Origin of the sequence: Gordonia sp. WA4-43 (genome assembly GCF_020520305.1) — a bacterium.
Lineage (GTDB): Bacteria > Actinomycetota > Actinomycetes > Mycobacteriales > Mycobacteriaceae > Gordonia > Gordonia hongkongensis.
Map to the genome: position 1 here is coordinate 1,363,965 of NZ_CP084736.1, position 13,470 is coordinate 1,377,434.

The following is a 13,470-nucleotide window of genomic DNA, read 5'->3' on the forward strand; positions in this document are numbered from 1 at the left end:
CGAGGACACAGAATGCGCATCGCCGTCGCCGGATCATCGGGACTCATCGGCAACGCCCTGGTCAACTCGCTGCGCGCGGCGGGCCACACGGTCACACGTCTGGTCCGCCGCGAGGCACGCGCCGATGACGAGTTCAGCTGGGATCCCGAGACGATCGGCGTCCCGCCGGAGAGTCTCGACGGCGTCGAGGCAGTGGTCTCGCTGGGCGGCGTGGGAGTCGGCGACGGTCGCTGGACCGGCCGGTTCAAACAGGAACTCCGGGACTCGCGGATCACCCCCACCGAACTGCTCGCCGAGGCCGTCCGCGATCTCGGCATCCCGACGTTCGTGAGTGCCAGCGCCACGGGCTATTACGGGAACACCGGTGGCCACGCCGCGGTCGAGACCGACGGCCCCGGCGAGGGATTCCTCGCCGACCTGGTCGTCGACTGGGAGCGCGCCGCCACCGCCGGCGTCGGTGCGGACACGCGTATTGTCCTGCTCCGCACGGCGCCGGTCCTCAGCACCCAGGGCGGCCTGCTGGGCAAACTCCGGCCGTTGTTCAAGCTCGGGCTCGGCGGACCGATCGGTGACGGCAAGCAGTACTTCTCATGGATCAGCCTCATCGACGAGATCCGCGCCATCGAGTTCCTCCTCGACTCCGACCTGTCCGGACCGGTGAACCTGAGTTCGCCGGGCGCCGTCCCGTTCGGTGAGTTCACCTCGGCTCTGGGCCGGGCCGTGCACCGCCCGACGATCCTGCAGGTACCCGCCTTCGCGGCGCGCCGGGTCGGCGGCGAGATGGCCGAGGAAATGATTCTGTTCAGTCAGCGCGTTACACCCAAGGTGCTGACCGATCACGGATTCACCTTCACCCATCCCGGTGTCGACGAGGCCCTCGCTTACGCCACCGGTTCCACCAGTCATGACTGAGCGGCCGATCCGCGGGAGTGCCGAACCGGTCGAGGTCCGCCATCTCGGCGTCGTCGACTACCAGACGGCCTACGACCTGCAGCACGGCCTGGCGACCGACCGCGCCGACGGCGTCCTGGATCACGACGTGCTGCTCCTGCTTGAGCATCCGTCCATTTACACGGCGGGCAAGCGCACGGAGGACGCCGACCGGCCCACCAACGGCGCGCCGGTCGTCGACGTCGACCGCGGCGGCCGGATCACCTGGCACGGACCGGGACAACTCGTCGGCTATCCGATCGTGAAGCTCGCCGAGCCGCTCGACGTCGTCGAGTACGTGCGTCGCCTCGAGGCGGCCCTCATCTCGGTCTGCGCCGGTCTCGGCGTGACCACCGGCCGCGTCGAAGGACGTTCCGGCGTGTGGATCACCGACGACGCCGGGGAACGCAAACTCGGACAGATCGGTATCCGCGTGGCACGCGGCGTGGCCCTGCACGGATTCGCACTCAACATCGACCCCGACATGTCGGCGTTCGAGGCGATCGTCCCCTGCGGGATCGCCGACGCCGGGGTCACGTCCCTGGCCCGCGAACTGGGGCGGCCGTTGTCGGTGGCCTCTCTGCTCGACGTCACCGCCGATGCCGTGCTCACCGCGCTCGACGCCACTGCGAGCCCGGTCGCGTCGGCACAGTCCTCTCCATCCACTTCTGCGAGCGTAGGATCGATCCAGTGACCGCGTCCCCCATCACCCCCGGACCCGGTGCCCCCGAAGCCACACCCTCGGCCTCGGCATCCGCACCACAGACCCCGACCCCGGCCCCTGAGGGCCGCAAGCTGCTCCGGCTCGAGGTGCGCAACGCGCAGACCCCCATCGAGCGCAAGCCGGAGTGGATCCGCACCCGCGCGACGATGGGCCCGGAGTTCACCGAACTCAAGGGCCTGGTCAAGCGCGAGGGTCTGCACACCGTCTGCGAAGAGGCCGGCTGCCCCAACATCTACGAATGCTGGGAAGACCGCGAGGCGACGTTCCTCATCGGCGGCGAGCAGTGCACCCGGCGCTGCGACTTCTGCCAGATCGACACCGGCAAGCCCGCCGAACTCGACCGCGACGAACCGCGTCGTGTCGCCGAGAGCGTCCAGGCGATGGGCCTGCGCTACTCGACGATCACCGGCGTCGCCCGCGACGACCTGCCCGACGAGGGCGCCTGGCTCTACGCCGAGACCGTCCGCGCGATCCACCGCCTCAACCCCGGTACCGGTGTGGAGAACCTCATCCCGGACTTCCACGCCAAGCCCGACCTGCTGGCCGAGGTCTTCGATGCCCGGCCCGAGGTACTTGCGCACAACCTCGAGACCGTGCCGCGCATCTTCAAGCGCATCCGCCCGGCCTTCCGCTACGAGCGGTCCCTCGAAGTCCTCACCGCCGCACGTGATTTCGGCCTGGTGACGAAGTCGAACCTCATCCTCGGGATGGGCGAGACCCCGCAGGAGGTGCAGTCGGCGATCGTGGATCTACACGAGGCGGGCTGCGACATCCTGACCATCACGCAGTACCTGCGTCCCTCGCCGCGGCATCATCCGGTCGAGCGGTGGGTCAAGCCCGAGGAGTTCGTCGACCACTCCGAGTTCGCCGAGGAGGTCGGATTCGCCGGCGTCATGGCGGGTCCGCTGGTGCGGTCGTCGTACCGGGCGGGCCGCCTGTACGCGCAGGCGATGGCCCATCACGGCCGCGAGATCTCACCGGCTCTCGCACACCTGGCAGCCGAGGGATCCGCCAGCCAGGAGGCCTCCAGCCTGATGGCACGCCTCGCCCGCTGACGCCGCGCGCGTCCGCTGACTTTTCGGACGGTCACCCGATGCCCCGATCGCTCGATCCACGGACGTAAACTGGCCTCATGGCAAAGGCGCAGGTGAGCAAAGAGGTCAAGGCCGAGAAGAAGAAGGCCCGTAAGGCCGCATCGAAGGAACGGCGCCAGCAGCTCTGGCAGGCCTTCCAGATGCAGCGCAAGGAAGACAAACGACTCATCCCCTACATGGTGGGTGTCATCGTCCTGTCGATCGCGGTCTTCACCGCTCTCGGATTCGTCCTCGGTTCGCCGTGGCTGCTGATCCCGCTCGGCGTGGTGCTGGGCATCCTCGGCGCCTTCATCCTGTTCGGCCGTCGCGTCCAGAAAAACGTGTACACCAAGGCCGAGGGACAGCCCGGCGCCGCCGGATGGGCACTGGGCAACATGCGCGGGCAGTGGCGGGTCAAGCAGGCGGTGGCCGGCACCTCCCAGCTCGACGCCGTGCACCGCGTCATCGGCAAGCCGGGCATCATCCTGGTCGCCGAGGGCTCCCCGACCCGCATCAAGTCGCTGCTCGGCCAGGAGAAGAAGAAGGTCGCGCGGGTCGTCGGCGACACCCCGATCTACGAGATCATGGTCGGCAACGACGACGGCCAGGTCCCGCTGTCGAAGCTCGAGCGGCACCTCAACAAGCTGCCCAGCAACATCGACCGTAAGCGGATGGAGACCCTGGAAGGCCGGCTGTCCGCCCTCGGCAGCAAGGCCTCCGGCCCCGGCATGCCGAAGGGTCCCCTGCCCGCGAATGCCAAGATGCGCAGCATGCAGCGCACGGCGCGCCGCCGCGGCTGACGCTTCCGCGTGGCCCCACTCAACCCATACGGGTCATCGTGGGTGATGAGCGACCCGAGCGCGTCTCAAGTACGAAAAGGTACGGCCCCACGATCTGCACGTCGACGTCGTCCGCGTCTCGCGTCTCTTTCAGCCGCCACGCCTGCTCACCGCTCTGCGGGTCATAGGCAACCAACGCCCGCGGGCCGGGTTCGTCTTGCTCTCCGTCTCCTTCGAAGATCAGGCGTGTGCCGTCGAAGGCCTTGTACCGCTGGTGAGTGCTCATCGGGATCGTTGCCCCGGCGACGCCGGAAGCGGCGTCGATGAAGGTCCACCGGTAGCCGACATCGGCCAGCGCCTGCACGCCGACGTAGCGGCCACCCAGGAGGGAGACGTCGTCGACGATGTTGCCCTCGACGGACCAGAGCAGCTTCCCGTTCACGGTGGACACTGCGGCGGCGATCGGGCGGTCGGATTTGTTCTCGCCCTGGACGGGCAACAATGCGCCCTCGGTCGCGGTCGGGCGCCCGTTCGGGAGTTCGAGATCCGCCAACAGGCCGTGTTCGATACCCTGCCGATCGAAGAGCCTCAGGGATCGGCGCGGATAAACGGTGTGACTGACCGCAAAACCGGTTCCCGTCGCCGCGACCCTGATCCAGGTGTTCGCACTTCCCTGCGCGTCATCATCATCGGCCGCGCCTCCCGGTCCGCGAAGTTCGTCGTCGGCGGCGGAGTCGTAGAGGACGTCGCCGGTAGGCAGCGACAGGACTCGAACTCCTGCTTCGCTGTCGCCGACGACAATTACGTCGCCGGCCTCGGACAACGCCGGGTCACCTATCTGCTCCGGAAGCACCTGGGTCCACCGCTGTCGCCCGTCGGATTCGAACGCCGTCAGGGTGGTCGTGGCCCGATAGCTCACAGAGTCGTACAACACCGACGTGACCAGAAAGCCGTCTGCTGCGCGGACGATCTGGCTCCGGCCAGACCGCACGGTCGCGGTCGCCGAGACCGCGCCCGTGGCAGCCTCGAGAAACGCCACTTCGGTCTGTCGGTCACTCACCGAGGCGACACAGGCGAGTCGTCGGTCCCGACTCAACGCGCAATCACTGGCCAGGAACGTTGACGGGTTGCGCCACAGCGCTCTTCCGTTCGTCTGGTCGAGCGCCACGACCCCGCCTGCCGACGTGAGGTCCGATGACGCACCAGCGATGACCATCCGGTCGTCGGCGGCGAGGGGAATCACGTACGTCGCGGGTTCCGGCGAGCCGAGAGCGAGTTCCTCCGACGTTTCCCACAGCGGTTCGGGTTGCGTGGGTAAGGCGCGGATGACCGGGTCCTCGCCGTGCTCCCCCGTCGGCGCACCGAGCACGGTACCCGATCCTTCGACCGTGCGTGGTACCGCCAGCGTCACGGTCAGCACAGTCGCGAGCGCGAGCGTCCCGAGTACGAGGATCGCCAGCCCGGCCGTCGTACCGGTTCCGCGACGGGCCCTCGGGGATCGCGAGGGCGGCATTCCGACCGAGTGATGGTCGCCCGGGTAAGGCCGGGTCAAGGCTTCGCATCCAACAGACGAAGCGAACCCGGCTCGCCGGCCACACCGGTGATGACTTGAAAGAGGTACGGTCCGACGAAACGGTATTCGCGCTCGCCGTCCGGGTTTCCAAGCGTCCATACCTCACGTCCGCTCGACAGTTCGTAGGCGACCATCTTCGGGACACCGTAGTTCGAACCGAACCTGTCTGCGAAGACGGCCCGAACTCCGTCGAAAGCAAGGAGACGGTTGTTCCCGGCGGCCATGGTCGTCGCGCTCTGCGGTTTGTCGAGGTCGAGGACCACCCATTCCTCGGAGTTGCTGCCGGTCGTCTCAGAACCGGCCACATACTGCTCACCCAATAGTTCGGTACCGAGAAGGCTGCCGGCGAACGCCGTCAGAGCGACGACCTCGAGCGTCTCCAATGAGGCGGCACCGATGGCCTGACGGTTGTCCACATCGGTTCCGGTGACGGGGATGAGGTCTCCTTCTGAACCGGACGGCGCGAAGGGCAGGACGACGCCGTCGATCGCGCCGCGTAGGGTGCCGCTGTCGTCATAGACGGTGGTGGTACGGGCGCTCGTCAGGATGCTGACCGCGAAGCCGGGCCGGGCCACGGCGACCTGGATGATGGCCGACCCGCCCGGACCACCGTGGGGCTCGAGGTCCCGGGCGGAGTCGTACAGCACAGTTCCACTGTCGAGGGCGTACACCCGCGCTCCGCGCTTGTAGTCAGAGACCGCCACCACGTTGCCGGACTCGGACAGTTCCGGATCGGATAGCCCCACGGGAGGACGCTGCACCCAGGAACGCGAACCGTCGGAACTGAACCAGTTCAAGGTCGCCGCATAAACGGCCTCGGTTTCGACGAACCGCCGGCTCGTGACGAGGAAGCCGTTACCTGCGGAGGCGAGGGTCGGGTCTTGTGGACCGTCTGCGATCTCGAACGATTTCGTCGCCGTCACCGCACCGGTGCCGACCGCGATGAACCCGAGATCGACGGTGCTCGGCGCACTCCCGCGGCGGAGGCAGGCGAGTCTGCCATCGCGGCTGAGAGCGCAGGTCTCGGCTCGAAACGCCGACGTCTCGGGCCAGAGTTGCCTGCCGTCCGCAGCGTCGAAGGCCATCAGTTCGGTGACGGATGCGCTCGTGGGACCGCCGACGACGATCTGCCGATCAGCTGCGAGCACCGTCGGCACCCGGGTGGTGTCCGGGGTTCGCAGCCCGGCGATGTCAGACATGTCCGCCGACCACCGCGGGGTCGGGGTGATTGCCAGGGGGTCGACATCGGGATACCTGTCGTCGGCCGCGCTGCGGTCCGCGGTCGTCGCGCTGTCTGCCACCACCGCGGCGTGCCCGTCAACAGACCGAGGCACCGCCAGAGTGACGATCACCCCCATCGCAACGATCACCGTGCCCATGAAAAGGGCCACGACGGCCCCCGACTTCCCCCGCATGCGACCACTAAATCACAGCGACGATGACCATCCCGCCCCTAGTTCCACAGCGAATCGATAGGCGTATGGAGAACGAGCTGCCGCCCCGGGTCAGCGGGTCCGGACGAGCGCGGTGCCGGTTGCGCGGTCGTGCAGAGCGCGTCCGTTGTAGTCGTTGATCAGGGCCGGGACGAGGAAGATCATCAGCAGCTGGCGGAAGAAGGCCCGGACGATCCCGACCGCCGCCGGGCTCTGCTCGCCGGTCGCTTCGGCGGTGTTGCGCTCGACGCCGTAATCCACACGCGCCACGCGCATCCCGATGACGAGCTGGCCCGGGGTGAACCCGAACAGCGTCACCGCGAAGATGCCCATGACGAACCACACGCCCATCTGCGCGGTGCCCAGATGCGGCGAGTTGAAGCCACCGAAGAACGCCATCGCGAGCCCACCGGCGATCAGCCAGTCGACGAGCAGGCCGGCCACCCGCGGCCAGCCGGTGGCCAGCGACCCGGGACCGCTCTCCGGCAGGCCGAGATCCTGTCCCCGGTACTCGTTGTCCACGCCGTTCTCGGGACCGATCTGCGGTCCCGACAGCCAGGAACCCGTGACTCGTCCCATCGGTGATGACTCCTCTCACGCGACCGCGCAACCCCCTCGGTCCGCGTCGTCGCCGCACTGGGAACCATCGTAGTCGCTGGTTGTCGTGACCCGTCCCGCCCGTTGGCCCCTGCCGCTAGGGTTGGGATGCGCCGAGTGCGACGGCCCCCAATCACGCTGTGTAGCCAACACCACTGCGCGTGTAACACGGGGGAAACACGGACTTGACGCATGGGCAACTTCGCCTCCATACGGTTGCCGCTGAGATCCGCTGCTGTTTCTCAGTGGCGGATGTGGCGTGTCCCCATACACGGACCACCGATCACGAAGGAGTCACCGCACGGTGTACAGCAGTAAAGAAGAACTACTCGAGGGCATCAAGAAGGAAGGTGTCGAGTACGTCGACATCCGTTTCTGCGACCTGCCCGGTGTCATGCAGCACTTCTCGATCCCCGCGTCGGCCTTCGACGAGGACGTCTTCGAGGACGGGCTGGCGTTCGACGGATCGTCGGTGCGTGGCTTCCAGTCGATCAACGAGTCGGACATGATGCTGCTGCCCGACCCGGCCACCGCGCGGATCGATCCGTTCCGCAAGGCCAAGACGATGAACCTCAGCTTCTTCGTCCACGACCCGTTCACCCGCGAGGCCTACAGCCGCGACCCGCGCAACGTCGCCCGCAAGGCCGAGGACTACCTCGCCTCCACCGGCGTCGCCGACACCTGCTTCTTCGGTGCCGAGGCCGAGTTCTACATCTTCGACTCGGTGTCCTTCGGTTCCGAGATGAACGGCACCTTCTACGAGGTCGAGTCCGAGTCCGGCTGGTGGAACACCGCGTCGCCGACCGATCCCGACGGCAGCCCCAACCTCGGCTACAAGGTCCGCCCGAAGGGTGGGTACTTCCCCGTCGCACCGTACGACCACTACGTCGACCTGCGTGACGAGATGTCCACCAACCTGCAGAACTCGGGCTTCGAGCTCGAGCGCGGCCACCACGAGGTCGGCACCGCGGGCCAGGCGGAGATCAACTACAAGTTCAACACTCTGCTCCACGCAGCCGATGACGTGCAGCTGTTCAAGTACATCATCAAGAACACCGCATGGCAGAACGGCAAGTCGGTCACCTTCATGCCGAAGCCGCTCTTCGGCGACAACGGTTCGGGCATGCACGCCCACCAGTCGCTGTGGAAGGACGGCAAGCCGCTGTTCCACGACGAGGCCGGCTACGCGGGCCTGTCGGACCTGGCGCGCTACTACATCGGTGGCATCCTGCACCACGCACCGTCGCTGCTGGCGTTCACCAACCCGACCGTGAACTCCTACAAGCGTCTGGTGCCGGGCTACGAGGCCCCGATCAACCTGGTCTACAGCCAGCGCAACCGGTCGGCCTGTGTGCGTATCCCGATCACCGGCAACAACCCGAAGGCCAAGCGCCTCGAGTTCCGTTGCCCGGACAGCTCGGGCAACCCGTACCTGGCGTTCGCCGCGATGATGATGGCCGGCCTGGACGGCATCAAGAACAAGATCGAGCCGCACGAGCCCGTCGACAAGGACCTCTACGAGCTCCCGCCGGAAGAGGCCAAGAGCATCCCGCAGGCCCCGACCTCGCTGGCCGCGGTCATCGACCGTCTCGAAGAGGATCACGAATACCTCACCGCCGGTGGCGTGTTCACCGAGGACCTCATCGAGACCTGGATCGCGCTCAAGCGTGAGAACGAGATCGAGCCGGTGCAGATCCGTCCGCACCCGTACGAGTTCTCGCTGTACTACGACTGCTGAGCCCAGGCTCCGACGTCGACTCGGCCCGCTCCGCGATCGCTCTCCGATCGCCGAGCGGGCCGTTTCGTTGTCGGCCGGTTCGATCCATCAATCCGCGCGAGCAGCCGTGTCCGACCGTCCCGCCGTGCGACGATGAGCCGCATGGGCACACTGCTGACGTCCGACGAGTTCGAGATCCGCCTGCTGTTCGCGGAATCGGTCCCGGAGGTGATGCAGTTCGTCCGCGACGTGGTCCGGCAGCGCGAACCGATCGCCCTCGAGCTCGAGGGGTCGGCGCACATCGTGAATCTCGCCAACGTACGGCACTTCTCGTTGGTCGACGAGACCGACGACGTCGTAGCGGATTCCGACGAGCGGACCACGGTCGTTCTCTCCATCGCCGAGGCCAAGGAGTGACGACCCGAGCCAGCGCCGTCGGACCAGGCCGGACCGTCAGTCGCCGGCGGCGATGATCACCTTGAGCGCGTGCTCGTCGGCAGCGTTCGCGAACGTGTCGTAGGCCTCGTCGAACTGATCGAACGTGAACCGGTGGGTGATGAACTTCTCCGGGGAGATGTCCCCGCGTTCGATGCTCTCCAGGAGTTCGGGTGCGGTCGTGGCGTTGACCAATCCGGTGGTGATCGTGAGGTTGTTGATCCAGTCCCGCTCGATCGGGAAGGTGACGCTCTCCCCGTGCACGCCGACGTTGGCGACATGACCGCCGGGACGGACGGAATCGAGCGCGACGCCGAACGTCGCGGGCACCCCGACCGCCTCGATCGCCACGTCCACCCCGAGCCCGCCTCGGCTGAGTTCCGTGAGTTGCGCGACCACGTCCCCGCCTGCGTTGACGTCGATCGTGTCGGTCGCACCGAAGTCGCGCGACTGCTCGAGCCGGAACTTGTTGCCGTCCACGGCGATCACCTTCGACGCGCCGGCCGCCGACGCCGTCATCACCGACGCCAGCCCGACCGGCCCGACCCCGACGACGGCGACGACGTCGCCCTCTGCGACGGCGCCGTAGAGCACCCCGATCTCGTAGCCGGTCGGCAGGATGTCGCTGAGCATCGTGCCCTGCTCGGGAGTCACCTTCTCGGGAAGCGCGATCAGACCGTTGTCCGCGAACGGAACCCGGACGTACTCCGCTTGCGTGCCGTCGATGAGGTGGCCGAAGATCCAGCCGATGCCACCCACTGTCTGGCAGTGCGACGTCAGGCCGGCCTTGCAGAACTCGCACGTTCCACACTTGCTCACGCAGGACACGATCACGCGATCCCCGACCCGAACCCGCTCGCAGCCCGGACCGACCTCGGTGACCACTCCGACGCCCTCGTGCCCGAGGATCCGACCCGGCGTGACCGCCGCTACGTCGCCCTTGAGGATGTGCAGATCTGTTCCGCAGATGGTGGTCACCTCCATCTTGACGATGGCGTCCGTCGGTTCCAGCAGGACCGGATTCGGAACGTCCTCCCAGGCCTTCTGACCTGGACCGTGATACACGAGAGCTTTCATGGCCGACTCCTTGTGGTTGCGGGTCCTCGCGCGAAGATTAGGCATGGGTGCGCTCGCAGAACGTCTCACCTTGAGACGACTGCCCGGCCGGGAAGAAGTCTCACTTGATGGCGACAGGGTTGACAGGAGAACCGGTGGCCTCGTTGATCTTCAGCGGCGCGGCCACGTAGAAGAACGTGTAGACCCCGTCGTCGGCGCAATCGGCGGCGAGCTTCTCGAGGTCGCAGATCTCGGTGAACGCCACGCCGAGGTTGCGCATGAGCGCGTTGTGCAGCACCAGAGCGGCGCCGTTGTTCGGGTCCACGGTCACCTCGTTCGCGATGGTGTCGGTCACGAGATTCGGTATCTCCATCTCCTGGAACCAGGACACGAGTTCGCGGGAGTAGACGAGGCCGGATTCGCAGAAGTCGCTGTAGAACTCGACGGCGTTCTCGAAGAACAGTTGCAGGTGATTGGTTCGGATCACCACGATGTCGCGCGGCTGGATCTCCGTGCCCTGGTACTCGGCACACGCGATCAGATCCTCGTGGTCGAACGTCTCGTACGGCTCCAGGTAGGCCTTACCCCGGTGACGTGCGATGTCGAGGAGCACGGCGCGACCGACCACTCCACGCTCGGCGATCGGCGCGACGCTGGCCCTCGACAAGCCCCCGATCGTGGTCCTCGAGTCGTACCCGTTCCAGATCTGGCCGTCGTACCAGACGTGGCCGAGCGCGTCGTACTGCGTGGAACCCTGGAGCGATGCGGTGAGCTTGTCGTCGGCGCAGTGCATGCCTCCGGGGAAAGCAGGCCCTTTGCCGTCATCCCAGTGCGATTCGTCAAGGGTCATCTCGCGAGTGGCAGGGCTACGACCCGGCCACACGGGGTCACCGTGGGGATCACCGATCAGGCGCTGAAGCGTGAACACCGCGCCCCGCCTGATCTGCGCCGCGCCCGCCAAGACCTGTGCGGCCGTCAGATGGTTCAGGCTGCCCACCTCGTCATCGGGTCCCCATCTGCCCCAATTGGTGGGCGAGTCGGCGAGGATCTCGCTGAGATCGGGCACGGCGGCATCTGCCATCGATTCACCTTCCGCAGGGTGTCAGCGCGCGACGCGCGCTGGATGTGCAATCGGGTGCCGAACGGCAACGCTGACGTGCGTCGAAACAGCACCCGCAATACGGCATGTGATCCGTAACACTTTTGGGACTTGTTACCCTGCCGACTCACCGAAGACGACCGTAGTTTGGACGAATGACCCGTGATGTATACGTCGAAGACCTCGTACCCGGTGACCGGATTCGCCTCGAAGGCACCCCGCGAGTGGTTCGCACCACCAGCCGTCTCGATGACAACCAGCTACGCATCGAGCTCGTCAAGGGCCACGACGACCTGAGTGAGGTCGTACTGGACCGGACGGTCAAGCTCCAGGTCAACTGAGGCTCGAGCCAGCGCATCCCGATGGCGCGGACGACCTATGGGTCAGGCCGCCCGAGCCCCGCCGAGATCGCCGAACACCGCCTGATTGTGGTCGAAGGCCGCGATCGCCTCGGCGACGAGACGGTCGATACTCTTCGCGTCGAGGGGTAGTGCGTCGAGTCGTGCCCGGTACGCGTCCTTGTAGCGCTTGAGCTTGTCGATCTCGTCGAACGAATAGAAGGTCAGGGCCGCGTCGTCGACGCCGTAGTGCTCCCGCATACGGTGCGCCACGACCTGTCCCCCACTGAGGTCGCCGAGATAGCGGGTGTAGTGGTGTGCGACATATCGTGCCGGGTCGTCACGCGTGGACTCGATCGCGGTCACATAGCGCGCGACCGCCGGCAGCGGCGTCGACTGCGACGGGTCGATGCCGAAGGAGGCGAGGTCGGCGCCGAGGCGTTGCAGGCGAAGCAGTTTCGGGTCGAGCACGGCATCGGCGACCGGATCGCCCGCCAGCTCGGCCCCGACACGTTCGAGTGCCTCATAGACGAAGTACAGCTGGACCGCGAGGCGCTGGTACTCGCCGGTGTCCAGCCGACCCGACATCAGATCGTCGATGAACGGCGCGTGTTCGGCACGCTCGTGCGCCACGGCGGTCGCCGATCGGAGCCGCTCGGAGATACTCGGGCGGTCGGCGTTCTGGGTTCCGGCGTTCTGCAGATCGGGGGTCATGATGCCACCAGTGTTACCACCAGAGTCCGGTGATCGGAACCCGGCAGGTAGTGGGTGTCCATCGACGTCGCCACGAAGCCGCGCAGGATGACCCGGTCGATGGCGACCAGCGGCCGATTGCCGAGCTGCTTGTCGGTGGGATAGCTCGGCAGGAACCCGGCACCGGCCATGTCGGTGCCGTCGACGAGACCGTTGGTCAGCAGGCTGCGGTACTTCGCGTGATTCCAGGTGGAGTTGTAGTCCCCGATCGCGATCACCCTGCCGGGTGAGAGCTCGGCGAAATGTGCGGCGAGCGTGTCCATGTCGTCGTGCCAGTCCCAGTTGCGACCCCACAGCGGCGCCGCCGGGTGGATGGCCAGGACCTGGGTTCCGGCGGCGCCCGGCAGGTCGGTGCGGGCCTGCAGGTTGTGCAGCACCGTCCCCGGGATGTTGTATCGCTCGTCCAGCGGGCGCTTGCTGAACATCGCGGTGCCGGCCGCGTAGGTGTACGGGATCGCGAACTCGTGCGGCAGGGTCCGGCCGATCTCACTGCGCCGCAGACGTTCCAGCGCCTCGGGGGTGACCTCTTGGAGGGACACGAGGTCCGGATCGGCGTCGGCGACGATCTTCTCGAGCGCACCCAGGTCGCCCCCGCCGAAGAGCAGGTTGGCCGACACGACGGTGAACCGCTCGCCGGACGGCGCCGCGTTGGCGATGACCAGCGGCACCTGGGTGTAGGCCAGACCGCCGACGGCCACGATCGCAATCGCCAGCATGAACCAGCGCCGCAGGACCGCGAAGACGACGATGGCGATCACTCCGGGGATCAACGCGAACTGCACGGCGCTGGTGAGGTACAGCGCGACGTCACCGCGGGACGGGTAGAAGTGCAGGAACACGCCCAGCACCACGCCGGCGAGCATCGCCCACCCCAGGACGTACGCGGCCGCCCACAGAAATCTCGTCATCGCTCCCCCATGTGATCCGGTGTTCCCCCGCCGGAGTCAGCTGCGCCCTTCCGCG

Annotated in this window: 14 protein-coding genes; 7 read left to right on the top strand and 7 right to left on the bottom strand. The window is 66.9% G+C overall.

All coding sequences use genetic code 11. The annotated features are described in order from the left end of the window. The first annotated feature begins 12 nt into the window (after positions 1–12). From LEL84_RS06090 to LEL84_RS06105, 4 genes are all read left to right on the top strand, one after another. The gene (locus LEL84_RS06090) at positions 13–912 is read left to right on the top strand and encodes a TIGR01777 family oxidoreductase (protein WP_226513563.1); all 900 of its coding nucleotides are present in this window, start codon (positions 13–15) and stop codon (positions 910–912) included. Then, on the top strand, positions 905–1,624 hold the full coding sequence (gene lipB, locus LEL84_RS06095; RefSeq protein ID WP_065630058.1) for a lipoyl(octanoyl) transferase LipB: 720 nt from the start codon (positions 905–907) through the stop codon (positions 1,622–1,624). The genes LEL84_RS06090 and lipB overlap by 8 nt, the downstream gene beginning before the upstream one ends. Next, positions 1,621–2,709 carry a lipoyl synthase gene (lipA, locus tag LEL84_RS06100; RefSeq protein WP_068971687.1) on the top strand — a complete coding sequence of 363 codons (1,089 nt, stop codon included), beginning with the start codon at positions 1,621–1,623 and terminating at the stop codon, positions 2,707–2,709. Before lipB ends, lipA begins: the two co-directional genes overlap by 4 nt. A gap of 77 nt (positions 2,710–2,786) precedes the next feature. Further along, entirely contained in the window at positions 2,787–3,527 is a 741-nt protein-coding gene (locus tag LEL84_RS06105) for a DUF4191 domain-containing protein (RefSeq protein ID WP_226513564.1), read from the top strand. A 19-nt stretch (positions 3,528–3,546) separates the two neighbouring features. Here LEL84_RS06105 and LEL84_RS06110 read toward each other — a convergent pair whose 3' ends face one another. The 3 genes from LEL84_RS06110 to LEL84_RS06120 form a co-directional block, all read right to left on the bottom strand. Then, positions 3,547–5,019, bottom strand: coding sequence for a PQQ-binding-like beta-propeller repeat protein (locus LEL84_RS06110; protein WP_226513565.1), 1,473 nt, complete (start codon positions 5,017–5,019; stop codon positions 3,547–3,549). Between the two features lie 35 nt (positions 5,020–5,054). After that, a complete protein-coding gene (locus tag LEL84_RS06115; protein ID WP_226513566.1) occupies positions 5,055–6,494 on the bottom strand; it encodes a hypothetical protein in 1,440 nt (479 codons plus the stop codon). Positions 6,495–6,584: 90 nt separating this feature from the next. Further along, a complete protein-coding gene (locus LEL84_RS06120; protein ID WP_058253112.1) occupies positions 6,585–7,091 on the bottom strand; it encodes an RDD family protein in 507 nt (168 codons plus the stop codon). 322 nt (positions 7,092–7,413) lie between these two features. Between LEL84_RS06120 and glnA the strand changes: the two genes are divergently transcribed. Together glnA and LEL84_RS06130 are read left to right on the top strand one after the other, a co-directional pair. Next, the gene (gene glnA / locus LEL84_RS06125; protein WP_010841141.1) at positions 7,414–8,847 is read left to right on the top strand and encodes a type I glutamate--ammonia ligase; all 1,434 of its coding nucleotides are present in this window, start codon (positions 7,414–7,416) and stop codon (positions 8,845–8,847) included. Between the two features lie 141 nt (positions 8,848–8,988). After that, positions 8,989–9,243 carry a hypothetical protein gene (locus LEL84_RS06130; protein WP_068971686.1) on the top strand — a complete coding sequence of 85 codons (255 nt, stop codon included), beginning with the start codon at positions 8,989–8,991 and terminating at the stop codon, positions 9,241–9,243. Positions 9,244–9,279: 36 nt separating this feature from the next. On the opposite strand, the gene LEL84_RS06135 is transcribed toward LEL84_RS06130, so the two are convergent. Then, entirely contained in the window at positions 9,280–10,338 is a 1,059-nt protein-coding gene (locus LEL84_RS06135; protein WP_226513567.1) for a zinc-binding dehydrogenase, read from the bottom strand. Between the two features lie 100 nt (positions 10,339–10,438). Then, entirely contained in the window at positions 10,439–11,398 is a 960-nt protein-coding gene (locus LEL84_RS06140; RefSeq protein ID WP_068971684.1) for a cyclase family protein, read from the bottom strand. 173 nt (positions 11,399–11,571) lie between these two features. Between LEL84_RS06140 and LEL84_RS06145 the strand changes: the two genes are divergently transcribed. Continuing rightward, positions 11,572–11,757, top strand: coding sequence for a hypothetical protein (locus tag LEL84_RS06145; protein WP_065630063.1), 186 nt, complete (start codon positions 11,572–11,574; stop codon positions 11,755–11,757). A 42-nt stretch (positions 11,758–11,799) separates the two neighbouring features. On the opposite strand, the gene LEL84_RS06150 is transcribed toward LEL84_RS06145, so the two are convergent. Together LEL84_RS06150 and LEL84_RS06155 are read right to left on the bottom strand one after the other, a co-directional pair. After that, positions 11,800–12,468, bottom strand: coding sequence for a heme oxygenase (biliverdin-producing) (locus LEL84_RS06150; RefSeq protein ID WP_226513568.1), 669 nt, complete (start codon positions 12,466–12,468; stop codon positions 11,800–11,802). Beyond that, positions 12,465–13,415 carry an endonuclease/exonuclease/phosphatase family protein gene (locus LEL84_RS06155; RefSeq protein ID WP_226513569.1) on the bottom strand — a complete coding sequence of 317 codons (951 nt, stop codon included), beginning with the start codon at positions 13,413–13,415 and terminating at the stop codon, positions 12,465–12,467. The genes LEL84_RS06150 and LEL84_RS06155 overlap by 4 nt, the downstream gene beginning before the upstream one ends. Positions 13,416–13,470 lie beyond the last annotated feature (55 nt).

Coding starts and splice junctions, on each gene's coding strand:
- LEL84_RS06090 (WP_226513563.1), top strand. CDS start 13: ATGCGCATCGCCGTCGCCGGATCATCGGGACTCATCGGCAACGCCCTG.
- lipB (WP_065630058.1), top strand. CDS start 905: ATGACTGAGCGGCCGATCCGCGGGAGTGCCGAACCGGTCGAGGTCCGC.
- LEL84_RS06105 (WP_226513564.1), top strand. CDS start 2,787: ATGGCAAAGGCGCAGGTGAGCAAAGAGGTCAAGGCCGAGAAGAAGAAG.
- LEL84_RS06110 (WP_226513565.1), bottom strand. CDS start 5,019: ATGCCGCCCTCGCGATCCCCGAGGGCCCGTCGCGGAACCGGTACGACG.
- LEL84_RS06115 (WP_226513566.1), bottom strand. CDS start 6,494: ATGCGGGGGAAGTCGGGGGCCGTCGTGGCCCTTTTCATGGGCACGGTG.
- LEL84_RS06120 (WP_058253112.1), bottom strand. CDS start 7,091: ATGGGACGAGTCACGGGTTCCTGGCTGTCGGGACCGCAGATCGGTCCC.
- LEL84_RS06130 (WP_068971686.1), top strand. CDS start 8,989: ATGGGCACACTGCTGACGTCCGACGAGTTCGAGATCCGCCTGCTGTTC.
- LEL84_RS06135 (WP_226513567.1), bottom strand. CDS start 10,338: ATGAAAGCTCTCGTGTATCACGGTCCAGGTCAGAAGGCCTGGGAGGAC.
- LEL84_RS06140 (WP_068971684.1), bottom strand. CDS start 11,398: ATGGCAGATGCCGCCGTGCCCGATCTCAGCGAGATCCTCGCCGACTCG.
- LEL84_RS06145 (WP_065630063.1), top strand. CDS start 11,572: ATGACCCGTGATGTATACGTCGAAGACCTCGTACCCGGTGACCGGATT.
- LEL84_RS06150 (WP_226513568.1), bottom strand. CDS start 12,468: ATGACCCCCGATCTGCAGAACGCCGGAACCCAGAACGCCGACCGCCCG.
- LEL84_RS06155 (WP_226513569.1), bottom strand. CDS start 13,415: ATGACGAGATTTCTGTGGGCGGCCGCGTACGTCCTGGGGTGGGCGATG.